The 25,885-nt window shown below is 67.6% G+C and carries 23 protein-coding genes and 1 pseudogene; 11 read left to right on the forward strand and 13 right to left on the reverse strand.

The genetic code is table 11. The annotated features are described in order from the left end of the window. Positions 1-12 precede the first annotated feature (12 nt). Positions 13-3,156, forward strand: a complete 3,144-nt coding sequence (locus ACW17V_RS15625) for an efflux RND transporter permease subunit (protein WP_492105975.1) — start codon at positions 13-15, stop codon at positions 3,154-3,156. Position 3,157: 1 nt separating this feature from the next. Beyond that, positions 3,158-4,558 (forward strand): efflux transporter outer membrane subunit, encoded by a 1,401-nt coding sequence (locus tag ACW17V_RS15630; RefSeq protein ID WP_492105976.1) that lies wholly within the window; start codon positions 3,158-3,160, stop codon positions 4,556-4,558. Positions 4,559-4,718: 160 nt separating this feature from the next. Here ACW17V_RS15630 and ACW17V_RS15635 read toward each other — a convergent pair whose 3' ends face one another. Together ACW17V_RS15635 and ACW17V_RS15640 are read right to left on the reverse strand one after the other, a co-directional pair. Next, on the reverse strand, positions 4,719-6,755 hold the full coding sequence (locus ACW17V_RS15635) for a putative bifunctional diguanylate cyclase/phosphodiesterase (protein WP_492105977.1): 2,037 nt from the start codon (positions 6,753-6,755) through the stop codon (positions 4,719-4,721). Positions 6,756-6,836: 81 nt separating this feature from the next. Next, a complete protein-coding gene (locus ACW17V_RS15640) occupies positions 6,837-7,334 on the reverse strand; it encodes a winged helix-turn-helix transcriptional regulator (protein ID WP_492105978.1) in 498 nt (165 codons plus the stop codon). A gap of 223 nt (positions 7,335-7,557) precedes the next feature. Between ACW17V_RS15640 and ACW17V_RS15645 the strand changes: the two genes are divergently transcribed. From ACW17V_RS15645 to ACW17V_RS15660, 4 genes are all read left to right on the forward strand, one after another. After that, positions 7,558-8,748 (forward strand): acetyl-CoA C-acyltransferase, encoded by a 1,191-nt coding sequence (locus tag ACW17V_RS15645; RefSeq protein ID WP_492105979.1) that lies wholly within the window; start codon positions 7,558-7,560, stop codon positions 8,746-8,748. Between the two features lie 33 nt (positions 8,749-8,781). Further along, the gene (locus tag ACW17V_RS15650) at positions 8,782-9,051 is read left to right on the forward strand and encodes a GNAT family N-acetyltransferase (RefSeq protein WP_492105980.1); all 270 of its coding nucleotides are present in this window, start codon (positions 8,782-8,784) and stop codon (positions 9,049-9,051) included. Between the two features lie 102 nt (positions 9,052-9,153). After that, entirely contained in the window at positions 9,154-9,372 is a 219-nt protein-coding gene (locus ACW17V_RS15655; RefSeq protein ID WP_492105981.1) for a hypothetical protein, read from the forward strand. 53 nt (positions 9,373-9,425) lie between these two features. Next, complete coding sequence (locus ACW17V_RS15660) at positions 9,426-9,749, forward strand: HPF/RaiA family ribosome-associated protein (protein ID WP_492105982.1); 324 nt, start codon at positions 9,426-9,428, stop codon at positions 9,747-9,749. A 90-nt stretch (positions 9,750-9,839) separates the two neighbouring features. Here the strand turns inward: ACW17V_RS15660 and ACW17V_RS15665 are convergent, their stop codons facing one another. Then, on the reverse strand, positions 9,840-11,234 hold the full coding sequence (locus ACW17V_RS15665) for a M20/M25/M40 family metallo-hydrolase (protein ID WP_492105983.1): 1,395 nt from the start codon (positions 11,232-11,234) through the stop codon (positions 9,840-9,842). 72 nt (positions 11,235-11,306) lie between these two features. Beyond that, positions 11,307-11,801, reverse strand: a complete 495-nt coding sequence (locus ACW17V_RS15670; RefSeq protein ID WP_492105984.1) for a winged helix-turn-helix transcriptional regulator — start codon at positions 11,799-11,801, stop codon at positions 11,307-11,309. A 100-nt stretch (positions 11,802-11,901) separates the two neighbouring features. On the opposite strand from ACW17V_RS15670, the gene ACW17V_RS15675 reads away from it, so the two are divergent. Further along, on the forward strand, positions 11,902-12,702 hold the full coding sequence (locus ACW17V_RS15675) for an SDR family NAD(P)-dependent oxidoreductase (RefSeq protein WP_492105985.1): 801 nt from the start codon (positions 11,902-11,904) through the stop codon (positions 12,700-12,702). Positions 12,703-12,743: 41 nt separating this feature from the next. Here ACW17V_RS15675 and ACW17V_RS15680 read toward each other — a convergent pair whose 3' ends face one another. The 6 genes from ACW17V_RS15680 to ACW17V_RS15705 form a co-directional block, all read right to left on the reverse strand. Next, on the reverse strand, positions 12,744-13,325 hold the full coding sequence (locus ACW17V_RS15680) for an OmpA family protein (protein WP_492105986.1): 582 nt from the start codon (positions 13,323-13,325) through the stop codon (positions 12,744-12,746). 249 nt (positions 13,326-13,574) lie between these two features. Beyond that, positions 13,575-16,163 carry an ATP-dependent chaperone ClpB gene (clpB, locus tag ACW17V_RS15685; protein WP_492105987.1) on the reverse strand — a complete coding sequence of 863 codons (2,589 nt, stop codon included), beginning with the start codon at positions 16,161-16,163 and terminating at the stop codon, positions 13,575-13,577. Between the two features lie 109 nt (positions 16,164-16,272). Beyond that, positions 16,273-16,800 carry a helix-turn-helix transcriptional regulator gene (locus tag ACW17V_RS15690; RefSeq protein WP_492105988.1) on the reverse strand — a complete coding sequence of 176 codons (528 nt, stop codon included), beginning with the start codon at positions 16,798-16,800 and terminating at the stop codon, positions 16,273-16,275. Further along, on the reverse strand, positions 16,800-17,429 hold the full coding sequence (locus tag ACW17V_RS15695) for a cytochrome b/b6 domain-containing protein (protein ID WP_492105989.1): 630 nt from the start codon (positions 17,427-17,429) through the stop codon (positions 16,800-16,802). Before ACW17V_RS15695 ends, ACW17V_RS15690 begins: the two co-directional genes overlap by 1 nt. Then, positions 17,426-17,704: a PepSY domain-containing protein gene (locus ACW17V_RS15700; RefSeq protein ID WP_492105990.1), complete on the reverse strand. Its 279-nt coding sequence runs from the start codon at positions 17,702-17,704 to the stop codon at positions 17,426-17,428. The genes ACW17V_RS15695 and ACW17V_RS15700 overlap by 4 nt, the downstream gene beginning before the upstream one ends. A 127-nt stretch (positions 17,705-17,831) precedes the next feature. Then, entirely contained in the window at positions 17,832-18,596 is a 765-nt protein-coding gene (locus ACW17V_RS15705) for a M48 family metallopeptidase (protein ID WP_492105991.1), read from the reverse strand. A gap of 323 nt (positions 18,597-18,919) precedes the next feature. On the opposite strand from ACW17V_RS15705, the gene ACW17V_RS15710 reads away from it, so the two are divergent. Beyond that, a complete protein-coding gene (locus ACW17V_RS15710; RefSeq protein ID WP_492105992.1) occupies positions 18,920-20,605 on the forward strand; it encodes a methyl-accepting chemotaxis protein in 1,686 nt (561 codons plus the stop codon). Positions 20,606-20,666: 61 nt separating this feature from the next. On the opposite strand, the gene ACW17V_RS15715 is transcribed toward ACW17V_RS15710, so the two are convergent. Beyond that, entirely contained in the window at positions 20,667-21,818 is a 1,152-nt protein-coding gene (locus tag ACW17V_RS15715) for a DUF4167 domain-containing protein (protein WP_492105993.1), read from the reverse strand. Positions 21,819-22,062: 244 nt separating this feature from the next. Further along, complete coding sequence (gene prmC / locus ACW17V_RS15720; protein ID WP_492105994.1) at positions 22,063-22,932, reverse strand: peptide chain release factor N(5)-glutamine methyltransferase; 870 nt, start codon at positions 22,930-22,932, stop codon at positions 22,063-22,065. Between the two features lie 110 nt (positions 22,933-23,042). Between prmC and ACW17V_RS15725 the strand changes: the two are divergent. Next, positions 23,043-23,165 (forward strand): annotated as a pseudogene (locus tag ACW17V_RS15725) (type II toxin-antitoxin system ParD family antitoxin); the annotation flags it as partial. Positions 23,166-23,212: 47 nt separating this feature from the next. On the opposite strand, the gene ACW17V_RS15730 reads toward ACW17V_RS15725, so the two are convergent. Beyond that, positions 23,213-23,974: an MOSC domain-containing protein gene (locus tag ACW17V_RS15730; RefSeq protein ID WP_492105995.1), complete on the reverse strand. Its 762-nt coding sequence runs from the start codon at positions 23,972-23,974 to the stop codon at positions 23,213-23,215. An 86-nt stretch (positions 23,975-24,060) separates the two neighbouring features. On the opposite strand from ACW17V_RS15730, the gene ACW17V_RS15735 reads away from it, so the two are divergent. Further along, on the forward strand, positions 24,061-25,302 hold the full coding sequence (locus ACW17V_RS15735) for a YihY/virulence factor BrkB family protein (protein WP_492105996.1): 1,242 nt from the start codon (positions 24,061-24,063) through the stop codon (positions 25,300-25,302). 28 nt (positions 25,303-25,330) lie between these two features. Then, positions 25,331-25,849 carry a GNAT family N-acetyltransferase gene (locus ACW17V_RS15740; RefSeq protein WP_492105997.1) on the forward strand — a complete coding sequence of 173 codons (519 nt, stop codon included), beginning with the start codon at positions 25,331-25,333 and terminating at the stop codon, positions 25,847-25,849. The last annotated feature ends 36 nt before the right edge of the window (positions 25,850-25,885 follow it).

Genomic DNA, 25,885 nt, shown 5'->3' on the forward strand with positions numbered 1-25,885 from the left:
GGCCCGGCTGTCATGCTCTCCCGCTTCTTTATCGACAGGCCCATCTTCGCGTGGGTCATCGCCATCGTCATCATGCTGGCTGGCATACTGGCCATCCGCACGCTGCCGATCGCCCAGTATCCCGACATCGCCCTGCCCCAGGTCTCGGTCACCGCCAACTATCCCGGCGCTTCGGCCAAGACCGTCGAGGACAGCGTCACCCAGGTCATCGAACAGAAGATGAAGGGCCTGGACGGCCTGGAATACATGTCCTCGACCAGTGACAGCTCGGGTTCGGCCACCACCACCCTGACCTTCAAGGCCGGCACCGACGTCGACATCGCCCAGGTCCAGGTCCAGAACAAGCTGCAGACGGCCACCGCCCTGCTGCCGCAGGAGGTCCAGCAACAGGGCCTCAGCGTGGTCAAGTCGACCCGTAACTTCCTGATGGTGGTCGGCCTCTATTCCAAGGCGCCGGGCACCACCAATGTCGACCTGGCCGACTATATCGCCGCCAACATCCAGGATCCGCTGAGCCGCGTCGACGGCGTGGGCGACGTCCAGCTGTTTGGCGCGCAATACGCCATGCGCATCTGGCTGGACCCGGACAAGCTGGCCAGCTTCTCGCTGACCCCCAGCGACGTCACCGCCGCCATCCGGGCCCAGAACGCCCAGGTCTCGGCCGGCCAGCTGGGCGGCACGCCCGCCGCGCCGGGCGTGGCCCTGAACGCCACCATCTCGGCCCAGTCGCGCCTGCAGACCCCCGAGCAGTTCGGCGCGATCATCATCCGCAACACGCAAGGCGGCGCGATCGTGCACCTGCGCGACGTGGCCCGCGTCGAGCTGGGCGCGGAAAGCTATGTCTTCAACGCCCACTTCAACGGCGCGCCTGCGGCCGGCCTGGCCGTCAAGCTGGCCCCCGGCGGCAATGCGCTGGACACCGCCGAAGCGGTCAAGGCCCGCATGACCGAGCTCTCCAAGAGCTTCCCGGCCGGCTATGAATATGTGGTCCCGTACGACTCCACCCCCTTCGTGGAGCAATCGATCCACGAGGTGGTCAAGACCCTGATCGAAGCCATCATCCTGGTCTTCATCGTCATGTTCCTGTTCCTGCAGAACTGGCGCGCCACCCTGATCCCGACCATCGCCGTCCCGGTCGTTCTGCTGGGCACCTTCGGAATCCTCGCGGTCTTCGGCTATTCGATCAACACCCTGACCATGTTCGGCGTGGTGCTGGCCATCGGCCTGCTGGTCGATGACGCCATCGTCGTGGTCGAGAACGTCGAACGGGTGATGAGCGAAGAAGGGCTGTCGCCCGTCGAGGCCACCCGCAAGTCGATGAAGGAAATCAGCGGCGCCCTGATCGGCATCGCGCTGGTGCTGTCGGCCGTCTTCGTGCCCATGGCCTTCTTCGGCGGTTCGCAGGGCGTGATCTATCGCCAGTTCTCGATCACCATCGTCTCGGCCATGCTGCTGTCGGTCGTCGTGGCCCTGATCTTGACGCCCGCCCTGACCGCCACCCTGCTCAAGCCTGTCGCCAAGGGTCACACGATCTCTGACAAGGGCTTCTTCGGCTGGTTCAACCGCAGCTTCAACGACCTGTCGGGCCGCTATCAGGGCTCAGTGCGCGGCATCCTGGGCAAGAGCGCCCGCTGGATGGTGGTCTATGGCGCGATCATCGTCGTCATGGCCTTCCTGTTCATCCGCATGCCGACCTCGTTCCTGCCGGAAGAAGACCAGGGCACCATCTATACCCTGGTGCAGCTGCCGGCCGGCGCGACCGACAGCCGGACCCAGGGCGTGCTCAAGCAGGTGGAAAACCACTTCCTGGCCGACAAGGCCGTCAAGTCGGTCTTCACCGTCTCGGGCTTCAGCTTCGCCGGCGCCGGCCAGAACGCCGGCCTGGCCTTCATCAGCCTCAAGCCGTTCGAAGAGCGCAAGAGCGCCGATCTGAAGGCGCCGGCCGTCGCCGGTCGCGCCTTCGGAGCCTTCTCCCAGATCCGCGACGCCATGGTCTTCCCGATCGTGCCGCCCGCGGTGCAGGAGCTGGGCAACGCCTCGGGCTTCGACTTCCAGCTGCAGGACACCGGCGGCGTGGGCCATGAGGCCCTGATCAACGCCCGCAACATGATGCTGGGCATGGCGGCCCAGAACCCGGTCCTGGCCGGCGTTCGCCCCAACGGCCAGGACGACACCCCGCAACTGCGGATCGACGTCGACCAGGCCAAGGCCGGCGCCATGGGCCTGACCACCGCCGACATCAATGCGGCGCTGAGCACGGCCCTGGGCGGTTCCTACGTCAACGACTTCATCGACCGTGGCCGGATCAAGAAGGTCTATGTCCAGGCCGATGCGCCGTTCCGCATGACGCCAGAGGACCTGAACCGCTGGTACGTGCGCAACAGCAGCGGAACCATGGTGCCGTTCTCGGCCTTCGCCACCACGGCCTGGACCTACGGCTCGCCGCGTCTGGAGCGCTATAACGGCCTCTCGTCGGTCAACATCCAGGGCACCCCCGCCCCGGGTCAGAGCTCGGGCGCGGCCATGGCCGCCATGGAAGAGATCGCCGCCAAGCTGCCCCCGGGCATCGGCTATGAGTGGACCGGCCTTTCGGCCCAGGAACGCGAGTCCGGCAACCAGGCCCCCGCCCTGTACGCCATCTCGATCCTGGTGGTGTTCCTGCTGCTGGCGGCGCTTTACGAGAGCTGGTCGATCCCGCTGTCGGTGATCATGGTCATCCCGCTGGGCGTGGTCGGCGCCCTGCTGGCCACCACCCTGCGCGGCCTCAGCAACGACGTCTATTTCCAGGTCGGGCTGCTGACGACCATGGGCCTGGCCGCCAAGAACGCCATCCTCATCGTCGAGTTCGCCAAGGACCTGCACGAGAAGGGCATGGACCTGATCGAAGCCACCCTTGAGGCCGTCCGCATCCGTCTGCGGCCGATCATCATGACCTCGCTGGCCTTCATCTTCGGCGTCCTGCCGCTGGCGATCTCCAACGGGGCCGGCTCGGGCAGCCAGCACGCCATCGGCACCGGCGTGATCGGCGGCATGATCTCGGCGACCCTGCTGGCGATCTTCTTCGTCCCGCTGTTCTTCGTGGTCGTCGAGAAGGTCTTCAAACCCAAGCACAAGCGGGTGGATGAAACCCCCGTGATCCCGGCCGAGGGCCACTAGAATGCTGATCCGCAACCTTACCCTGACCCTGCTGGCGGCCACCTCGCTGACCGCCTGCACCCTCGCCCCGCCGCATGAGCGCCCGACCCTGCCGGTCGCCCAGAGCTGGCCGACCCCGCAACCGGCCCAGACGGCGTCCGCCGCCGACCTGGGTTGGCGCGAAGTGTTCGAGGACCCGCGCCTGGCGGCCGTCATCGAACTGGCCCTGACTGAGAACCGCGACCTGCGCGTGGCCCTGCTCAATATCGAGAAGGCCCGCGCCCAGTACGGCGTGCAACGCGCCGCCCTGCTGCCGGGGATCAACGCCGGTCTCTCGGGCAGCAAGTCGCGCACGCCGGCCTCGCTCAGCCAGACCGGTTCGGCCGTCGAGACCGAGCAGTACAGCGCCAGTGTCGGCTTCACCGGCTATGAGCTGGACCTGTTTGGCCGCGTCCGCAGCCTCAACCAGGCGGCCCTCGAGAACTGGCTGGCCGTTCGCGAGAACAGCCGCACCGCCCAGATCAGCCTGATCTCGGAAGTGGCCGGAAGCTGGCTGACCCTGGCGGCCGACGAGGACCTGCTGGCCCTGGCCCGCGACACCCTGGCGGCCCGCGACGAGTCGCTGAAACTGACCCAGAGCCGGGTCGACGCCGGCGCGGCCTCGACGCTGGACCTGCGTCAGGCCCAGACCCTGGCCGAGCAGGCCCGGGCCGATGTCGCCGCCTATGTCGCCCAGGTGGCCCAGGACCGGAATGCCCTGCGCCTGGTGGTCGGGGCGGATGTCCCGGCCGACCTGCTGCCGGCCGGCGGCCTGGTGACGGCCCAGATCATGCCCGACCTGCCGGCCGGCGTGGTTTCGGACGTGTTGACCCGTCGCCCCGACGTGCTGGCCGCCGAGCACCAGCTGGCCGCTGCCAGCGCCAATATCGGCGCGGCCCGCGCGGCGTTCTTCCCGCGCATCGCCCTGACCGGATCGGCGGGCGGCGCCAGCGGCGAGCTGGGCGACCTGTTCACGAGCGGCTCGGGCGCCTGGAGCTTCGCGCCCAGCATCAGCCTGCCGATCTTCGCCGGCGGCGCCAACCGGGCCGGGCTGGACAGCGCCAAGGCCAGCCAGGGCATCGCCGTGGCGACCTACGAGAAGACCGTGCAGACGGCTTTCCGCGAGGTGGCCGACGCCCTGGCCGTGCGCGACACGGTGGCCGACCGCGTCTCGGCCCAGGAACGTCTGGTGTCGGCCGCGGCCGACAGCCAGCGCCTGGCCAAGTCCCGCAAGGACGCCGGCATCGACAGCAACCTGACGCTGCTGGACGCCCAGCGCACCCTGTACAGCGCCCAACAGGGCCTGATCGCGGCGCGGCTGGTCCGGGCGACCAACCTCGTCACCCTCTACAAGGTCCTCGGCGGCGGCGCTCCCGCCGCCTGACGGGCCTTACCCCACCCCGGCGACGGCCGGGGCGCGGTTCGTCGCATCACCCCCCCCGATGACGACGAACCCGAAGAGGCGCGCTCCTCCCCCCAAACCCGGAGCGCGCCTCTTCCCCCTTTTTCGCGAAAGCGTGAGTTGGACGAAGCGGGACGGCTGACTAGCCCAGGCCCTGCAGGCCGTCCTCGTCGAACCAGATGCGCGCGGCGCGCTGGGCCGCGCTGGGCCGCAGGCCGTTGCGGGCGATGGCGATGGCGGCCTCTTCGGCCAGATAGGTCGCGACGCTGGCGGCCGGCATCGGCCGGGCGAAGTGATAGCCCTGCATGACCACACCGCCCAGCGACACCACCTTATCCAGCTGTTCCTGGGTCTCGACGCCCTCGACCGTGCAGTCGATCCGCAGATTGCGGCAAAGCTGCAGGACGGTCTTGACGATGTCCTCGCTGGCCGCGTGATGGTCGATGTCGGCGATGAAGCTGGCGTCGATCTTCAGCTTGTCCAGCGGCAGCAGGCGCACATGGCTGAGGCTGGAATGGCCGGTGCCGAAATCGTCCAGCGCCGTGCGAACACCCAGGCCATGGAAGGTCATCAGGGCGGCGCGGGCCTGGTCGAAGTCGCAGACAATGGCCGTCTCGGTGATCTCGAAATCGATGCGGTGCGGCGCGATCTGGCTATCCAGCACGATGTCGACGATGCGGCTGACGGTCTCCATCGAGGCGATGTCACGGGCCGACAGGTTGATCGAGACGCGCATGTCCATCGGCCAGCTGCGCACCGCGCTCAGGGCCTTGGCGACCAGCACGCGGGTGATCTCGACGATCTGGCCCGAACGCTCGGCGGCGTTGATGAACACGGTCGGCGGCACCTCGCCCAGCTCGGGGCTGGACCAGCGGGCCAGGGCCTCGAAGGCGATGGTGCGCTTGGCGCTGGTGTCGACGATGGGCTGGAAGTGGATGTGCATCTCCGCCTCCAGGTCGGCGCGGCGCAGGGCCTGCTCGACCTGGCCCAGTTCGCGGATGTCGGCCTCGTGGCGCTCGTTGAACACCACGGCCGAGCCCTTGAGGTTCTGCTTGGCGTGATAGAGAGCGTAGTCGGCGCGTTCGAACAGCTGATCGCCGGTCTGGGCGCCGCCCGGGAACGGGCAAAAGCCGATGGAGCCGCCGATCTGGGCGGTGACGCCGGGCAGGCGATAGGGCGTGCGCAGCAGCTCGCAGAGGTCGCGGCCCAGGGCCTTGATAGCCGTCGGCGACAGATGAGCGTCGATGATCACCCCGAATTCGTCGCCCCCCAGACGGGCCGCGAACAGCGGCGGCGACCCGAAGGCCTGTAGACGGCGGCCCACTTCGGTCAGCAGGCGGTCGCCCGTGGCGTGGCCAAAGGCGTCGTTGATAAGCTTGAAGCCGTCCAGATCGATGACCCCGACCATCAGGCTGCGGTCATGGCGCCGGGCGCGGGCCACATGCGCTTCCAGCTCTGTGAAGAAGCGGCGGCGATTGGGCAGGCCGGTCAGGCTGTCCAGATTGGCCAGGCGGTCGTTCTCGTCGCTCAGCAGCTGGGCCTGGGCGGCCTTTTCGATCAGGGCGGTGCGCGATTCCACCAGGTCGGAGAATTCCCGATAGTGGATCAGCAGGATCACGATCATCACGGCGGCGACCAGCACCACATTGATCGAGATGGCCTCGAACACCGGATTGCCGGTCAGGCCGAAGAACAGGGTCATGGGACCCAGCACGCAGAGGGTGACCGTCAGGGCCGCCGCCCGCAGGTGCATCAGGCAGAAGATGCAGGCGATCACCGTGATGGCCATGTAGAAGGCCACATGGCTCTGCTGATAGGCGTCGCCATAGGGGTAGAGCGACAGCGACCAGCCGGTGAAGGCGATGGCCAGCAAGGCCGAGGCCGCCACGGTCCCGCCCAGCATCTTCGCCGCCCGCGCCGCGTCCATGCCGCTCATGCGCACCCGCCACCAGTGCAGCATCCGCCAGCCGCTGACCAGGATCAGGACCGCGGGACCGCCGATCGTCAGGACAGGCGGCGCGGCGTGGAAGTGGGTTGCGGCAAGCGCGATCGCATTGACCAGAACCACCAGGTACATCATCGGCACCTGGCGTGAGAACGCCGTCGCCTGAGCGACCAGAAGTTCCGGACGATCTTGTCGGATCGCGAAGATCCGCGCGATTGTCTTGATGATCGCCATCTATGCCTGCCCCCGGGCCTCAACGCACGGTGCAGGGCAAGCCCTAAATATTCGGTAAGCTTGATTTCTGGCGTCAGCGGCCTATTCGGCGGCGACCTTCACCGCTTCGAGGGCTTCGCCCACGGTTCGCGAGGTCTCGTGGACCACCCTGCGCAGGTCGCGGCGGTCGATCACCTCGCCGCACGCCTCGCAGGCCAGGCGCGGGTGGAAGTCGTGGCCACAGGTCTTGTGCACGAAATGCACCGGACCCTTTCCCAGGCCATAGACGTGCTGATCGCCCCATTCGGCCATGGTCAGCAGCACCGGGCTGAGGTCCAGCCCCTTGGCGGTCAGCACATATTCCTGGCGCGGCGGACGCTCCGAATAGCGCTGGGCCTCCATCACGCCATGCGCGACCAGGGTCTTGAGCCGCGAGGCCAGCACATTGCGGGCGACGCCGAGGCGTTCCTGCCATTGCTCGAAGCGCTTCACGCCAGCGAAGGCGTCGCGGAGGATCAGCAAGGTCCACGGATCGCCCACGACCTCGAGGGTGGCGGCGATGCTGCAGCGTTCATTCGTATAGTCGGCGGTGCGGCCCATGATTCAAAGGTGCGGTGTTCCGCCGGGGAATGCAAGAGAGCGTTGCGTTTGAGGATGAACGGTATTAGTTTTTAATTACAACTGACTCTCTCGGTTGCACCTCGGGAGGCGATGGCCGATCCTTGCATGGTCGCGATCGCCTCCCCTTTGCGCAAACCGCTTGCCCTAAGCGGCGTCGGCGAGGTCTATTTCGCCCCGAATTTTCGAAGTCCGGAGACCCTCCATGTCCACCGCAGCCGATCCCGTCGTCATCGTTTCCTTCGCCCGCACCCCGATGGGCGGCTTTCAGGGCGCGCTGGGCGGGGTCAAGGCGACGGAGCTGGGCGCGACGGCGGTGAAGGCGGCGATCGCGCGGGCCGGCGTCGCGGGCGATCTGGTCGAGCAGATCATCATGGGTTGCGTGCTGCCGGCCGGCCTGGGCCAGGCCCCGGCGCGTCAGGCGGCGGTGGGCGCGGGCCTGCCGCTGTCGGTCGAGGCCACCACGGTCAACAAGATGTGCGGCAGCGGCATGCAGGCGGCGATCATGGCCCATGACGCCCTGGCCGCCGGCAGCGTCGACGTCATCGTGGCCGGCGGCATGGAGAGCATGACCGGCGCGCCCTATCTGCTGAGCAAGCACCGCGCGGGCGCCCGCATCGGCCACGACCAGATGTGGGACTCGATGTATCTCGACGGCCTGGAAGACGCCTACACCCCCGGCAAGCTGATGGGCGCCTTCGCCGAGGATTCGGCCGCGACCTACCAGTTCAGCCGCGAGGCCATGGACGACTACGCCACCCGGGGCCTGATGAAGGCCAAGGCGGCCATTCAGACCGGCGCCTTCAAGGCCGAGATCACCCCGGTCACCGTCACCACCCGCAAGGGAGCCGAAATCGTCGAGCAGGACGAGCAGCCGCTGAAGGCCGATCCCGCCAAGATCCCGACCCTGCGCCCGGCCTTCAGCCGCGACGGCGGCATCACGGCGGCCAACTCCAGCTCGATCAGCGACGGCGCCGCCGCCCTGGTGATGACCCGGGAAAGCGTCGCCCGGCGCCTTGGTCTGCCGATCGTCGCCCGCGTCGCGGCCCACGCCGCCCACGCCCACGAGCCCGGCCTGTTCACCACCGCCCCGGTCCCCGCCATGCGCAAGGCGCTGAAGAAGGCCGGCTGGGAGGTTTCCGATGTCGATCTGTGGGAGGTCAACGAGGCCTTCGCCGTAGTCGCGATGATCGCCCAGCAGGAGCTGGGCTTCTCTCCCGACAAGCTGAACGTCAACGGCGGCGCCTGCGCCCTGGGCCACCCCATCGGCGCGTCGGGCGCGCGCATCCTGTGCACCCTGATCGCGGCCCTGCAGGCCAGCGGCGGCAAGAAGGGCGTGGCGTCGCTGTGCATCGGCGGCGGCGAGGCCACGGCGATGGCCATCGAGCTGGTCTAGCATCCTCTTACGGCGAGCCGCGTTGAGAGCCTTATGACCGACACCTTCCGACACAATCCCGAACTGAGCCGCTATGAGCTCGAGGTCGACGGCCTGCTGGCCTTCGCCGACTATCAGCGCAGCGGCCATCGCCTGGTGATCCCGCATGTCGAGGCCGATCCCGCCCTGCGCGGCAAGGGCGCGGCGGGGCGGCTGATGCAGCAGGTCGCCAGCACGGCGCGCGCCGAGGGCATGCGGATCACCCCGCTATGCTCCTACGCCGCCGCCTGGCTGAAGCGGAACGATCCGGACCTGATCGCCTAGGCGCGGTCGACATGCCACGGGCGTGATGCAACGCCTCCCCGGCCGGGGCGTTGGTTTTGAAGGGGATAAGGCGAATACGCCCCCGGAAAAGAGAGACGCGCAATGTCCGAGTCCAAGACCACACCCCCGGCGGCCCAGGAAGCGGAAGCCCAACGCGCCATGGCGATAAAGTCCGCCGCGCCCACCGCGTCGCATCCGGGGCCAGGCCAAACCGCCAATGAGGGCATGACCTCCACGCCCGACACCACCATCGCGCCTTCAGGGGCGTTTGGCGCCGAGGGCCAGCGGCCTGTTCTGGAACGCTCGCGCAAGGGGCGATGACGTCCAGCGAGGGCATCCCTCGCCATTACCCGCCCCAATATCAGGAGACTTGCGTGGACGTTCAGATCAACACCGCCAACAATATCGAAGGCCGCGAGGCCCTGAACCTGCATCTTGAAGGTGAGGTTCGTGATCGCCTGTCGCGGTTCAAGGATCGACTCACCCGGGTCGAGTTGCACCTCGACGACGAAGACGGCGCCAAGACCGGCGCGGATGACAAACGCTGTGTCGTCGAAGCCCGCCCGGCCGGCCTCAATCCCCTGTCGGTAAGCGAGCAGGCCAATTCGATCGAGCGCGCAACCTCGGGCGCCCTGGAAAAAATGGCCTCCGCCCTTGACCGGACCTTCGGCAAGTTGAGCGACCGCAAGGGCCACTAGCGCCGCCCTTGGGCGCCCGCGTTCACGACGATAGCACCGATCACCAAACCGGCCGCCCATTCCCGCCTCGATGGGGATGGGCGTTTGTCGTTATTTCGCTGTCGGCGCCGGTGGCGGGCTCTCGAACGACCCCGCCGGTCCCGGGAATACGACGGGGCTTTCCCAGCCGTCCGGGCTTACCGACGAGACGCCGAAGAACCAGTCGTCGATCACCACGTCCTTGAGCACCGCCGAGGTCCCCGTCGGCGCCCAGCGATTGAACCGCCAGGTCGGATCGGTCGTGCCGCGCCACCAGACGCGGTGACCGGCGGCGCCCGGCGTGGCGGTCCACGAAACCTTGGTGTCGGGACTGACGGCGCCCTCGATCTTGACGCCCGCAGGCGGAGCCGGCGCCGAGGCGAGGCTGGCCATGGCCACGGTGTTCAGGCGGGTCACCTGGGCCAGATAGGCGAAGTCCACGCCCTCGATCACATCGCCATAGGGCCGGCCGTTCTCGGTGCGCAGGTTCTGGTGCTGGCGGTCATAGTTTTCGGCGGCTTCGGTCACCCGCACGGCCGGATAGCCGGCTTCCAGCAGCGGCACCTGGTCGCCGCCCCGACCATAGCGATCGGTGCGATAGACCATCACGACGTCGAAATTGGTCAGGTAGCGATCGGCCAGGCCGTCCAGATAGCGGGCCAAGTTGCGCGACGGGCTGTCGACCTCGCCGCCATTATAGCGCCGGCTGTTGGCCTGCTCGGGGGTCTCGACCGCCTTGGTGCCTTCCGAGAACACCCGCACCTGGGTGTTGTTCATCACCCCGCTCTGGCCGCGACTGTTGCCGACGATGTCGTTGTTCAGGTCGGCCTCGACCTTCCAGCCGTTGGCGCGGGCGTAGTTGGCCAGGATCTTGCCGCCCAGCAGCCCCTGCTCCTCGCCAGAAAGCGCGGCGAACACCAGGGTGGCGGGGAACTTGTGTTTCGACAGGATGCGCGCCGCCTCGATCACCGCGGCCACGCCCGAGGCGTCGTCATTGGCGCCGGGGGCGTCGCTGGTGAAGTCGATGACGTCGCTGACCCGGCTGTCCAGGTGGCCGGCGATGATGATCACCCGGTCCGGATCGGTGGTCCCCTTCTGGATGGCCAGAACGTTCATCACCTCGGTCGGCTGGGGCACGCGGCGCCCAGTGACCACGTCGGAGGGGGTCTCGATGGTCAGGCAGCCACCGCAATCCTTGCTGATGGCCTCGAAGCGCGTCTTCACCCAGCGGCGGGCGGCGCCGATGCCGCGGGTGTCGGACTTTGTCTCCGACAGGGTGTGGCGGGTGCCGAACCCCACCAGCGAGCGGATCGTGCTTTCCAGCGCCTTGGCGTCGACGTCGGCGGCGATCACCCGCAGCAGCGGCTGGTCGGTCGAGGGGGCCGGAACCTCCGCCGCCAGGGTCGATGTGGCCAGCAGCAGACTCGTGACAACAACGGGGGCGGCGAGAACGAGGGGCAGGCGCATGGCGACTCCGGAAACGCGAAGGCGCGACGTTGCCGTCCGGCGAGGTTCCCGGCAAGCGGTTAGCCTGCCCGCCTAGCCCATTCTGCTTTCCACGAAGGCCATTCGTTCCAACATATCGGCGCCCGCTGCCGGCCCCGCAGCCAGCTTGAAGCCCGCCCTGTCTATGGGTTTGCCGCTGTGGCGGTCGACCAGGATCGGATCGGCCACCGCGCCAGTCTCGACATCGACCAGCACGGACGCCCGCCCCTCGGGCGCGCAATGCTGATTGCCGAAGACCATCAGGGCGGTCAGCACCGGTTGGAAGTCCCGCCCCATCGGGGTCAGCAGATACTCGTAGCGTGGCGGCCGCTCGCTATAGCGTCGCTTCTCGACAAGACCGTTTTCGACAAGACCGGCCAGACGCTTGGTCAGGATATTGGGCGCGACGCCCAGGCTTTTCTCGAACTGGTCAAAGCGGGTCAGGCCATGAAAGGCGTCGCGCAGGATCAGCAGGGTCCAGGCGTCGCCCACCCATTCCAGGGTGCGGCCGACAGGACATTGAGTCGGAGGACGTTCGGATCTGGCCATGAGAGAAAAATAGGAATGTCACTTGCGATTTGCAAGTTACTTCCCAGCTATCGTCCAAGCCGAACCATGGGCCTCGGCGTCACCCTAGAGGAACACCACGATGAGCACTTCCACTTCCAAGGGCGCGGCCCTGGTCACCGGCGCGTCCACCGGCATCGGCGCCGTCTATGCCGACCGCCTGGCCAAGCGCGGCTACGACCTGGTTCTGGTGGCGCGCGACGAGGCGCGGCTCACCGCCCTGGCCGAACGCCTTCGCGCAGAGACGGGCGTCAAGGTGGAGGTTCTGCGCGCCGACCTGACCAGCAAGGCCGACCTGAAGGCCCTGGAAGAGCGCCTCGCCAGCGACCCGTCGATCGAGGTTCTGATCAACAACGCAGGCATGGCCGGTTTCAGCGGCTTCGCCGCCGCCGATCGCGACGGGCTGGACACCATGATCCAGCTGAACGTCACCGCCGTGACCCGCCTGGCCGCCGCCGCCGCGTCGAACTTCGTGCCGCGCGACCGTGGGACGATCGTCAATATCTCGTCGGTGGTCGGCCTGATGCCCGAGTTCAAGTCGCCGGTCTATGGCGCCACCAAGGCCTTCGTGACCTATCTGACCCAGGGCCTGCGCGAGGAGTTCGGCGCCTCGAACGTGCGCCTACAGGCCGTGCTGCCCGGAGCCACCCGGACCGAGATCTGGGAGCGCTCGGGCGCCGACATCAGCGCCATGGACCCGGAGACGGTCATGGAGGTCGCGGATCTGGTCGACGCCGCCCTGGCGGGCTTCGACCAGGGCGAGCTGGTCACCATCCCGTCGCTGCCCAACCCGGCCGATTTCGACGCCTATAACGCCGCCCGCCTGAAGCTGGCCCCCAACCTGTCGCGCCGCTATCCGGCCGACCGTTTCAAGGCTGGCTGAGCCGTCGCCGGCGCGGAGCCATCTGCGCCGGCGCAACCGCTTTAGGACAGCACCATCACCACAACGCGGCGGTTCTGGGCGCGGTTCTCGCGGGTGTCGTTGGCGACCACCGGGGCTTCTTCGCCATACGAGATGGTGGCCATGCGGTTCAGCGCGATGCCGTGCTGGCTGAGGAACTTGCGGACCGTCTCGGCGCGCTTGGCGCCCAGGCCGTCGTTATAGGCCGGATCGCCGACATTGTCGGTGTGGCCCTGAATCTCGAGATAGACGTTCTTGTTCTCGCCCTTGAGCTTCTCGGAGAACTCGGTCAGCCGCTGCTCGGCTTCCGGCGACAGGGTGGCGGCGTCGACCGGGAACTTCACGGAGTCGTCGCTCAGCACCATCGAGTACATGAACTTGCCTTCGGCCAGCTTGCCGGCGGCGGTGGCGCGGTCGAGGGCCTCGCGAGAGGTCTTGTCCAGTTCGCCGATCTGGACGCCCTGCTGGGTGACCTGGCTCTGAACGCCCCCGACCTGGGTCTTCACATAGTCCTTGGTGGCGCAGCCGCTGACGGCCAGGCCGCCCATCACCAGAGCGCAGGCTGTCATCATCCTGAAGGAGGGCGTCTTGAGAGCTGTTGTCATGATTGGTCGTCTCGTCCGTTGATCCGCTGGCGCTGCAAGGGCGCCGGCCAACGAAACCGCCAGCATATCTGGGCAAAAAAGGGGCCTGTTCTGGGCCGCTTTAGCGCCAAGCTTGGCCATAGGAATCAATGACTTCTATACCCCCGCGCAAATGCGGAAGCCGTCATCGGGTTCCCGGAATTTTTTACGTAAGATAACGGTATTCCCCTCCCCCGCGCCGCCGCGAAGGAGGGGAATCCGGGCCGTCGCCTATTGCAGCACGGCCTTGCCGATCTTCAGCGCCCCGTCCTGGACGCCGACAGAGATCACGCCGCCGTCTTCCAGCTCGCCGGCCAGCAGGCGGCGGGCGATGGGGTCGACCAGGTCCTTCTGGATGACGCGCTTGAGCGGGCGCGCGCCATAGACCGGGTCGTAGCCCTTTTCGCCCAGCCACAGCAGCGCCTCGGGGTCGATCGCCAGGGTCATGCGGCGGTCGGTCAGCAGCTTCTCGACACGTTGCAGCTGGATGCGGACGATGTCGGCCATGTTGGCCCGGCCCAGCCGCTTGAACAGGATGATCTCGTCGATCCGGTTCAGGAACTCGGGCCGGAAGTGGCCGCGCACCACGTTCATCACCTGCGGGCGCACCGCGTCCACATCTTCCCCGTCTTCCTGGTTGGCCAGGAATTCGGAGCCGAGGTTGCTGGTCATGATGATCAGCGTGTTGCGGAAGTCGACCGTGCGGCCCTGGCCGTCGGTCAGGCGACCGTCGTCCAGAACCTGCAGCAGCACGTTGAAGACATCCGGGTGGGCCTTCTCGACCTCGTCGAACAGCACGACCTGATACGGACGCCGACGCACGGCTTCCGTCAGCGCGCCGCCTTCATCGTAGCCGACATAGCCGGGGGGAGCCCCGATCAGGCGGCTGACCGAGTGCTTTTCCATGTACTCGCTCATGTCCATCCGGGTGATGGCGTGCTCATCGGCGAACATGAACTCGGCCAGGGCCTTGGTCAGCTCGGTCTTGCCCACGCCCGTCGGGCCCAGGAACAGGAAGCTGCCGATCGGACGCGAGGGATCCTGCAGGCCGGCCCGCGCGCGGCGCACCGCGTCGGACACGGCTTCCAGGGCCTCGTCCTGACCCACCACGCGGGCGCGCAGGGCCAGCTCCATCTGCAGCAGCTTTTCGCGCTCGCCTTCCAGCATCTTCTCGACCGGAACCCCGGTCCAGCGGCTGACCACGGCGGCGATCTGCTCGGCGTCGACGACCTCGGGGGTCAGCGACTTCTGGGCCGCGCCGTCGACGGACTCGGCCGCCGCCAGACGGGCTTCCAGAGCGGGGATTTCGCCGTACTGGATCTGACCGGCGCGGGCGAAGTCGCCGGCGCGCTGGGCGGTGGCCAGATCGGCGCGCAGGCGGTCGAGGGCTTCACGCGCCTGCGCGGCGCCGCCGACCTTGTCCTTCTCGGCCTTCCAGCGGGCGGTGATCTCGTCCGACTGGCCCTGCAGATCGTCGATCTCGTCTTCCAGCTTTTCCAGGCGCTGGCGCGAGGCGGCGTCGGTTTCCTTGCTCAGGGCCTCGCGCTCGATCTTCAGCTGCACCAGGCGGCGGTCGATCTCGTCCAGTTCTTCGGGCTTGGAGTCGATCGCCATCCGCACGCGGCTCGAGGCCTCGTCGATCAGGTCGATCGCCTTGTCGGGCAGGAAGCGGTCGGCGATGTAGCGGTTGCTGAGCGTGGCGGCGGCGACGATGGCCGAGTCCGAGATGCGCACCCCGTGGTGGACCTCGTACTTCTCCTTCAGGCCGCGCAGGATCGAGACGGTGTCTTCCACCGTCGGCTCGCTGACAAATACCGGCTGGAACCGGCGGGCCAGGGCCGCGTCCTTCTCGACGTGCTTGCGGTATTCATCGAGCGTGGTGGCGCCCACGCAGTGCAGCTCGCCGCGCGCCAGGGCGGGCTTCAAGAGGTTGGAGGCGTCCATAGCCCCCTCGCCCTTGCCGGCGCCGACCAGGGTGTGCATCTCGTCGATGAACAGGATGATCGAGCCCTCGGCGGCCGTGACCTCGTTGAGCACCGCCTTCAGGCGCTCCTCGAACTCGCCGCGATATTTCGCGCCGGCGATCAGGCTGCCCATGTCGAGCGACAGGAGCTTCTTGTCCTTCAGGCTCTCGGGCACGTCGCCATTGACGATGCGCAGGGCCAGGCCCTCGACGATGGCGGTCTTGCCGACGCCGGGTTCGCCGATCAGGACGGGGTTGTTCTTTGTGCGGCGCGACAGGACCTGGATCGTGCGACGGATTTCCTCGTCGCGGCCGATCACGGGGTCCAGCTTGCCGTCGCGGGCGGCGGCGGTCAGGTCGCGGGCATAGCGCTTGAGGGCCTCATAGCCTTCCTCGGCATTGGCGCTGTCGGCGGTGCGGCCCTTGCGGATGGCGTTGGCGGCGTCTTCCAGCGCCTTGGGCGTGGCCCCGGCGTCCTTCAGGACCTTGGCGGCGTCCGCGCCTTCCTTGGCGATGGCGATCAGCAGGCGCTCGGTGGTGACGAAGGCGTCGCCGGCCGCTTTTGCGCCCTTCTCGGCCTCCGCGAACACGCGAGCGGTGTCGGGCTTCATGTAGAGCTGGCCACCGGCCCCGTCCACGCGGGCGGTCTTGGCCAGCAGGGCCTCGGTGGCGGCGTCCACGGCGTCGGGTCGGCCGCCGGCGCTCTGGATCAGGGCGCGGCTGAGGCCGTCCTTTTCCTCAAGCAGAACCTTCAGCAGATGCTCGGGCGCGAACTGCTGATGGCCTCGGGCCAAGGCCAGGCTCTGGGCGGACTGGACGGCCTGTTTGGCGCGGTCGGAATACAGATCGATATTCATGATGTCCCCTATCTAGGCGGATCGGGACGCGTCGCCTTGATCAAGCACAACGCTTCCCGTCGAGGGATGTAGGTGTGGCCAGTTTGCCACACAAGGGTTGACCGTCGGGTTAAGAGGCGTCGGCCGAAATCACCGGCGTGGTCATCAGATCTTCCAGGAACAGACTGGCCAGGGCCGAGCGCGAATTGACCCCGGCCTTCTCATAAACGCGCGCCAGTTGCGCCCGCACCGTGCCGGCGGCCGAGCCGCGCAGAACCGCGATCTCGGCCACGTCGAACCCCTTGAGCGCGAACACAGCCACATCGGCCTCGGCAGGGGTCAGGCGCCAGTCGCGGAACCTCTGGGCGGCGACCTCGCTCAGCGCGCCGGCCGCCACCGCCAGGGCCGCCTGCCGGCGTCGGCCTTCCATCCACATCCGCCGCACCTGCAGAGCCCCGACCGCCACCCCGGCCAGCAGGGCCAGGGCGATGACCGCCTCGATGACGATATGGGGGCTGGGCCCCGCGTTGCGGATATCGGCCAGGGCGTCGCCGATGAAGAACACGGCCGCCACCGCCTGCACGGCGACGACGAAGGAGACCGCCGGGGCCAGGCGATCTCCCAAGGCTGCGCGGGACTGGGTCGGGTGGTGGGCCATCAAGGCTCCTTTGTCTTGCCCTTCCCGCCTATCATCGCCAGCACGATCTGACGACCGCTGCGGCGTGTCTCGAACGCGACGCCGAGCAGATGCAGCGCCGCCAGGGCCAAGAGCAGGTTGGCCGCGATCTCGTGGACCTCCTCGGCGATCTCCCCGCCCTCCTCGCTTTCGCCGCCCTCGCCGGCTTCATCGTCCTCATCCATCAGGACCGTCGATGCGGCCGCCGGACGATCGCCCTCCTCGGCCTGAACCCGGGGCGGAAAGCCGGTCATGGCGATGCCGCTGGCGATGACCACCGCCAGGCTGGCCCACAGCGCATAGGCCATCAGGGCGCCCAGCGGATTGTGCGACCGGTGGGAGACATGGCGGCCGGTCAGGATGTCCTGCACATGCTCGATCGCCCGGCGCGGACTGGGCGGGAAGGACGTGAACCGCGCCTCGACCGGGCCGACAAAGCCCCACCCCAGACGCAGGGCCAGCAGGGCGGCCAGGGCCAGACCGATCCAGACGTGGGCCTGCGACCCGCCTTCGGTCACCAGGCGGTTGATGACCACGGCCGCCGCGATCCCCCAGTGCGTGATCCGCACCAGGGGGTCCCAACGTCGTATTGCGGGAACCGCGCCGCTCATTGGCGATCTCCCCGCCCCTTGCGGGCCTCGACCTTCAGCACCTTGCCGGTCTTCTCCTCGGCCAGGATCTCCAGCCGGGCCTCGCCCTTGACCGCCTTGATCTCCAGCCGCCCATGCTCGGCTTCAAACTCGGTGAGCCGATAGCCCTGAGCCCCGAGGGCGGCCTGGGCGCGGGCCCTGTCCGGCCCGATCACCTCGCCGAGCCGAGGCTGGGCCAGCGCCGGCTGGGCCAGGGCCAGGGTCAGGAAGGGAATGGCGATGTAGAGACTGCGCATGGGAACCTCCGTCTGTTGCGACGGGGATCAGGAACGGCGCGGCAGCCGCCCTGGCCATTGACCGGGCGCTTACGGCGCGGCGGATAAGCGCCTGCTTACAGCGCCGATCGACCGCTCCGGAGGTGCGTCACCAACCCTTGCCGGAAATATAGGCCTGGAGCGCGGCGATCCGCGACGCGTCCGAAGGATGGGTCGAGGCGATTTCGAGCTGGCCGGAGGCCCCGCCGCCCGCCTGGGACAGGGCCTGCATCTTGCGCCACAGGGTGACGGCCTCGCCCGGCCTGTAGCCCGCGCGCTGCATGTAGTCGACGCCCAGGCGGTCGGCCTCAAGCTCGTGCTTGCGCGAGAACGGCAGCAGGAACAGGTACTTGGTCGCGTCGCCGCCATAGGAGCCCAGGCCCCGGCCAAGGTCAGTCGAGCTGCCGACCGCCGCGCCGGCCACACCCAGCAGCAGCTTGGAGGTCATGGTCTGGGAGTAGCGCTCGGCCGCATGCTGGGCGACCACATGGCCGGCCTCGTGGCCAATCACGGCGGCCAATTGGTCGTCGTTGTCGACCATGTCCAGCAGGCCCACGGTGACCCCGACATGGCCGCCGGGCAGCACGAAGGCGTTGGGCGCCTCGTCGATCAGAACGGCATAGTCCCAGGGCCGGTTATTCAGTCCCGCCGCCGCCACCACCCGCTCGCCCACCGCCCGCACCCGCGCGTTCCTGCGCGGGTCGCTGGAGATGTTGCCGGTGCGCAGGGTTTGGGCCCACGCCTTCTCGCCCTGGGCGGCCAGGCCCGAGTCGTTGACGATCAGCAGCTGGTCGCGCCCCAGATCGGCGTTGTAGGCGCAGCCCGCCAGGGGCGCGGCAAGGACAAGGGCGGCGGCGAACACGGAACGGCGCAAGTCGAGGCTCCGGCGAGGTCTGTTTCAGCCTTGATACAGAAAAACCCGCCGTTTCAAACCCACCCCACCCAGAAGGCCGGGCCGGCGGATTTGGAAGATAAATCGCCCACAGAGTAAAAATCCCAAAAATGGAAACCGGTAAGTATCAACTCGGCGGCGGCCGCCATCATAAGTTGCGCGTCATTTCGACGCAGAGATTGTCTGCGCGGCGAAATTTTCCTCCTTTTAATAAATCCAAAAAATACTGACCGTTGCTTTCCACTGCTCCGAAGCTGGTATTGCCCAACAAGGATTTCAGCGGAAAATACTGGGAAAATTTCGCCATGGCCGGTCTGAAATTTGGCTCCAAATCCGATGCCGAAGGAACGCTCGCGGCCCTGGGCAGGGCCCTGGCCGTTATCGAGTTCGACCCCTCCGGCAAGATCATCACCGCCAACGCCAATTTCTGCGACGCGATGGGCTATGATCTGAGCGAGATCAAAGGCCGCCACCACAGCCTTTTCGTCGATCCGGCCTACGCCCGATCCGCCGAATACGCCGACTTCTGGGCCAAGCTGGGCCGGGGCGAGTTTGACGCCCAGGAATATCTGCGGATCGGCAAGGGCGGCGCGGAAGTCTGGATCCAGGCCTCCTACAACCCGGTCAAGAACGCCGGCGGCAAGGTGACCCGGGTGGTCAAGGTCGCGACCGTGATCACCCAGGAGAAATTGCGCGCCGCCGAGTTCGAAAGCCGCAACACCGCCATCTCGCGCGCCCAGGCGGTCATCGAGTTCACGCCCGACGGCCAGATCCTGACCGCCAACCAGAACTTCCTCGACACCGTGGGCTACAGCCTGGCCGAGATCCAGGGCCAGCATCACCGCATGTTCGTGGAACCCGACTATGCCCGCTCGGCCGACTATGCCGCTTTCTGGCAAAAACTGAACGGCGGCGAATTTATCGCCGCGGAGTTCAAGCGCCTTGGCAAGAGCGGCAGGCCGGTCTGGATCCAGGCCTCCTACAACCCGATCTTCGACCAGAACCATCGGATCGTGAAGGTCGTCAAGTTCGCCACCAACGTCACCGGCAGGGTCGCCGCCGTCAACGAGATCGCCGCCGCGCTCGATCAACTGGCCAAAAACAACCTGACCCATCGCATCGCGCGGCCTCTGGAGCTCACCTTCGAAAAGGTGCGCAGCGACTTCAACATGGCGATGGACACGCTGGAAGCGACCATGTCGGCGATCCTGGGCTCGACCAACAATGTCGAGGGCGGAGCCCAGGAAGTCGCCGCCGCCGCCAGCGATCTGGCCCGTCGCACGGAACAGCAGGCCGCCAGCCTCGAAGAAACCGCCGCGGCGCTGGACCAGATCACCGCGACGGTGAGGCGCAGCGTCGACGGCGCGAAAAAGGCCTCCACCGCGGCATCCGACGCCCGGACGGACGCCGACAAGTCGGGTCAGGTCGTGCGCGAAGCCGTGTCGGCCATGGACGCCATCGAGGGGTCCTCGCGCCAGATCACCCAGATCATCGGCGTGATCGACGAGATCGCCTTCCAGACCAACCTGCTGGCCCTCAACGCCGGGGTCGAGGCGGCGCGGGCCGGTGAGGCGGGACGCGGCTTCGCGGTCGTCGCCCAGGAAGTGCGGGCCCTGGCCCAGCGCTCGGCCGACGCCGCCAAGGAGATCAAGACCCTGATCGCCACCTCGACCGCCCAGGTCGGACGCGGCGTCAAACTGGTGGGCGAAACCGGGGAAGCCCTTTCGGCCATCGTCTCCAAGGTCAGCGCCATCGACGGGCTGATCTCCGAGATCGCCCAGTCCTCCGGCGAGCAGGCCCGAGGCCTGTCCGAGGTCAACACCGCCGTCAACCAGATGGACCAGGTCACCCAGCAGAACGCCGCGATGGTGGAAGAAGCCAGCGCCGCCGCCGTCAACCTCTCCAACGAGTCGCGTGAATTGGCCCGCCTGATCGGCCAGTTCCAGACCGAGGACAGCGCCACCGCTTCGAGGTCCCGGCAGGCGGCTTGAGCGCCCAAAGAAAAAGGAGCCGTTTGCACGGCTCCTTTTGAAGATCAGCGAAGGGGCGGATTTACGCCTCTTCGGACTCCGGCGCGGCGGACGCACCCTCGCCACCCTCGAAGCTGCGCGGGGCGCGGCGGCGACGGGGCTTCTTGATTTCGTCGCCATCGGCGGCGGCGGGCGCCTCAACGGCGGCGGACGAGCGGCCCAGGAAGGCCGGGGCGTGGCTGACGGCGCCGTCCTGGCCGCGCAGCATGGGCGAACCCTCGCTGGCGGAGTCGGTCAGCGGCGTGGCCTGCGGCTCGATCACAGCCATCGGATCGCGGTCGCTGCGGTCACGCGGCGCGCGCTCACGGCGCGGAGCCCGTTCGCGGCGACCTTCGGCCGGCGCCTCGGCGGCGGCCTCGGCGACGACGGCCGGACGCTCTTCGCGCGGACGGTCATCCCTGGGGCGATCGTCACGGAAACGGTCTTCCCGCGGACGATCATCACGAGGACGATCATCACGAGGACGATCATCACGAGGACGGTCGTCGCGGAAGCGGTCTTCCCGGGGACGGTCATCTCTCGGGCGATCGTCACGGGGGCGGTCGTCACGAGGACGGTCGTCACGGGGGCGATCGTCACGGGGACGGTCATCCCGGGGACGGTCGTCGCGAGGACGGTCGTCACGGTCACGCCAGCGGTCGCGGCGGCCCTGACCCTGGCCCTGACCCTGGTTGTCGAAACGGGGACGATCTTCGCGCGGACGGTCATCCCGGGGGCGGTCGTCGCGTTGGCGACCCTCGAAGCGATCACGAGGACGCTCATCGCGCTGGCCTTCGCCCTCGCTGTTCTCGTTGCTCTCGGCGGGCGCCTCGGCGACTTCCGGCGCGTCTTCGGGCTCGGCCTCGAAGTCGATCTCGTAGGCCGAATAGGCGTCCTTGCCGATGATGTCGCTGACAGGGCGATTCGGCTGGATGGCGCGCAGGACGCGGAAATAGTGCTCGGCGTGCTGCAGGTAGTTCTCGGCCAGAACCCGGTCGCCGGACGACGAAGCATCGCGCGCCAGCTGCTGGTACTTCTCGTAAACGCCCTGGGCGGCGCCGCGCACCTTCACGCCTTCGGGGCCGTTCGAATCGAAGGCCCGGTTGGCGTTGTGCTGCTGAGGCTTGCCGCCGGTGTTGCCGCCGCCGCGATTGTTGCGGCCGCGCTGGCGCTTCATGCCCTTGAAATCTCTCATGGTCTTCTTCTGAACCTGTCCGGAGATCAGTCTTTGCTGAACCATCCGGCCTTGTTGGTCTCTAGGCGGGTTCGACCCCTGGAAGTTCTAGAGACACTGGTTTCCGTAGAGCCCCCGTCCTGGTCCTGGCGCGGCGACCGGCTTTGGACCGTGCGCGCCTGCCGGAGGAGCTTTGCGAACGTCATGGACGCCCGCTTTTCCCGTCACCCGGCATTTTGGAAGGAGACCTCTTTCGTCTAGCCTCTCACGCGAGGCTTTCCAAGGGATTTTTCACCCCGGTCACGACGCGGTCGTGGGTCGACAGATCCTTGATCGTGCGGACGTTGCTGGCGCCGGCCTGCCGGAACAGCGTCTCGACGTCGGCCGACTGGTCGTAACCGATCTCGACGGCGAACATGCCCCCGGGCTTCAGCACCCGCAGGATTTCGGGCGCCAGCTGGCGATAGGCGTCCAGGCCATCGGGGCCGCCGTCCAGGGCCAGGCGCGGTTCGTGGTCGCGAACTTCAGGCTCAAGCGTCTCAATGATGTGGCTGGCGATATAGGGCGGGTTGGAGACCACCAGGTCGAAACCCGCGTCGCCCAGGCCGGCCGTCCAGTCGCCGCGCAGCAGGGCCGTGCGGGTGTTGAGATCAAGGTTGGCGGCGTTCTCGCGGGCCACGGCCAGGGCGTCTTCCGACACGTCGATCCCCAGCCCCTTGGCGGCCGGCCGCTCGGCCAGGATCGCCAGCAGGATGGTGCCAGAGCCGACGCCCAGGTCCAGCATGTTGAAGCTCATGCTTTCCGGAAAGGCCTTGAGCACCTCGTCGACGATCACCTCGGTCTCGGGACGCGGCGTCAGGACGTTCTTGTTCACCTGCAGCAGGATCTTCCAGAAGCCCTTGCGGCCAATGATGTGGCTGACCGGCTCGCGGCGCGCGCGGCGGGTCAGATAGTCGTCCAGCGTCGCCCACTGCTCGGCCGTCAGCATGCGGTAGGGATCGGTGACGATCTCGGTGCGGGTGACGTCGGCGGCCACCTCCAGCATCAGGCGCGCATCGATGGCGGGCTGATCGATACCGGCGTCCTTCAGACGCTCCTTGGCGGCGGTCCAGGCTTTGACGAGGGTCAGGGTCATGGGGTGGGATTTAGCCCTTTAGGTCGGGAGAGGCGAGATGTGAAAGGGAGAAGCCAACTGGTATCCTGGAGCGCGGAGGACACCCGATGGATCAGCAGCCAGAGGATTCAGAATACGAGGCCAAGCTCGCGGCGTTGCGGGCGGCGCTTATCGCGGGAGAGGAGAGCGGCCCTGCCGAAGACTTTGATTGCGACGCCTTCATCGCAGAGATGGAAGCTCAGCATAGAGAGTGAACCAGCCGCAGCGATCCTGCGACTTGCTACTAGCGTAGCGGAATGGGTCACATCAGAGAGACAACGTCTTCTTCCCTGATCCGCCCGCCCTGCGTGACGTTCAGATAGATGCCGCAGTGCATGTGGCCGTAGGCGTCGAACAGCGCCTTCACCACGTCAATGTCCCGCTCGGCCGTGACCGGATGCACATGCGTCGCCGCGCAGCGGACGATGGGCTTGAGCACTTCGGCGGTCGCGCCGCCGAGCTTCAGCGTCCGCCCCGTCCAGTCGTTCTCGACCAAGGCCGGCCAGCCCTCGACATAGAGGTTGGCGCGGAAGCGCAGCGGATCGAGGGGGACGCCCAGCTTTGCCTCGAGGTCGCGCACGCTGGCCAGGTTGATGACCGAGACATAGCCCGAGCGGCTGTCCATGAACCGGTGCGCGCCAGGCCCTTCGATCACCCGCAGCGGACCGGAAAGATCCTCGCCCAGCAGAGCGGTCAGCCAGGCCTCCAGCCCTGCCCGCCCCTCGGCCGAGCGCAGGTCGCCGGCGAAGTCGGGTTGCCCCCCGGCGCTCGCGCGAAACACGCCGCTCGCCTCGTCATAGGCCGTGCGGGCCCTGGCCACGGCCGGGATCTTGGCCAGGACGGTGAACTTCATCTTCGAGATATGGCCCGGCGAGGCGGGGGCAAAGCCGCTGGGACCATCCTCCACCGCATAGAGCCGGTCGCAGGGAAAGCAGGCGCCCGCGACGAGGTCGGCGCTCTCCAGGCGTTCGGGGGTGAAACCCTTGACGGGGTGGCGATAGAGGGCGGCGATGCGAGCTTCCATGCGGCCAAGGTCGGCGACGACTCGGTCGAAAGCAAGGGTCCGGGAACGTCCCCTGTGCTGGCGCTTTCCTTCGGCGGGGAGAGTTCATGACAAACGACGCCAAGCCGAAACGACCCGTCCGCGCCTGGCTGGCCTCGCGCCCCTACGGCCTGGCGCCGTGGATCGTGCTGCTGGCCCTGGTCCCGTTTGCCTTCCGCAAGCCTGTCGTTCACGCGCCGCCGCCGGGCCTGTCGGAAGACCGCATCCTGCCGCCCGACGATTTCGACGCGGCCGAACCGGCGCGCGGCCGCGCCGCGCGGCATCCCCACAGGATTCCGTGGCGCGGCTGGCGCGACATCCTGTGGCGCACCTGGCGTGAGATCACCGTCGACCGCCTGCCCGCCGTGGCCGGGGGCGTGACCTTCTACACCCTGCTGGCCCTGTTCCCGGCCATCGGCGCCTTCGTGTCGCTGTATGGGCTGTTTGCCGATGTGGCGGTGGTTCAGAAGCAACTGACCGAGATGTCGGGCGTCTTTCCCGCCAGCGTCATCCAGATCGTCGGCGAACAGATGCTGCGGCTGGCCAGCCAGGAACAGGCCAAGCTGGGCGTCGCCTTCGGCGTCAGCCTGTTGCTGTCGGTGTGGAGCGCCAACGCCAGCATGAAGGCGCTCTTCGACGGCCTGAACATCGCCTATGACGAGGACGAGAGGCGCAACATCGTCGCCCGCACGGCGCTGACCTACGTCTTCACCCTCTGTGCGGTGATCTACGCCGCGGCCGCCGCGGTGATCCTGATCGCCACCCCGATCCTGCTGGAGCGCGCGCGCCTGTCGGCCCTCATGGAGGTCTGGGCGCCGATACGCTGGATGCTGGTCTGGATGATGACCGCCGGAGCCTTCACGATCCTCTACCGCTTCGCCCCCTGCCGGGCCCGCGCGCGCTGGCGCTGGGTGGTGATCGGCGCCGTTCTGGCGGCCGGCGGCTGGCTGATCGGCTCTCTCGGCTTCTCGGTCTATGTGAACCGGGTGGCGCACTATGACGCCACCTATGGCCCGCTGGGGGCGGTGATCGCCTTCATGGTGTGGGTGTGGTTCTCGATCATGGCCGTGCTGGTCGGGGCCGAGCTGAACGCCGAGATCGAGCACCAGACGGCCATCGACTCGACCACCGGTCCTGAGCAGCCGATGGGCGAGCGCGGCGCGGCCATGGCCGATACGGTGGGCCTGGCCTTCCATCCCTGGGAAATGATCAAGCGCGAGACCGGCATGGTGCGCCGGGTCGCGGGCGGTGTGTGGGACAGGATGCGGCGGCGGCGAACCGGCTTGGAAAATCCGCGCGAGCATGGCTAGGTCCGCCTCCGCTTGCCCGGAGCCCCGCATGCTGCTCGCCGCCGCCCAGGACCACGACCTTTCCGCCGTCGCTGATCTGGTCAATCTGGCCTATCGCGGGGATGCCGCCCAACAGGGCTGGACGACGGAAGCCGCCTTCATGGGCGGCCAGCGCACCGACGCGGAAAGCCTGCGCGCGGATCTGGCCGCCAAGCCCGACGCGACGATCCTCACCCTGCGCGAGCCGGACAGCGGCAGGCTCGTGGGTTGCGTCTGGCTGGAGCCGCAGCAGGACGGCCCGTGGCTGCTGGGCATGCTGGCCGTGGACCCCGGGCTGCAGGCCGGCGGCGTCGGGCGCGCCCTGATCGAGGCCGGCGAGGCCCATGCGCGCGCCCGGGGCGGCGCGAAGATCAAGCTGACGGTGATCGACATCCGCGACACCCTGATCGCCTGGTATGCCCGCCGGGGCTATCAGCAGACCGGCTTTGAGCCCTTTCCCTACAATGACCGCCGGATCGGCGACACCCAGGGCGAATTGCGCTTTGTGGTGATGGAGAAACCACTCTAGGCAGAAGCTCAGGGACCCTGGCGCTTGCGGTCCTGA

The organism is Caulobacter sp. FV2ye17ST (assembly GCF_058680955.1).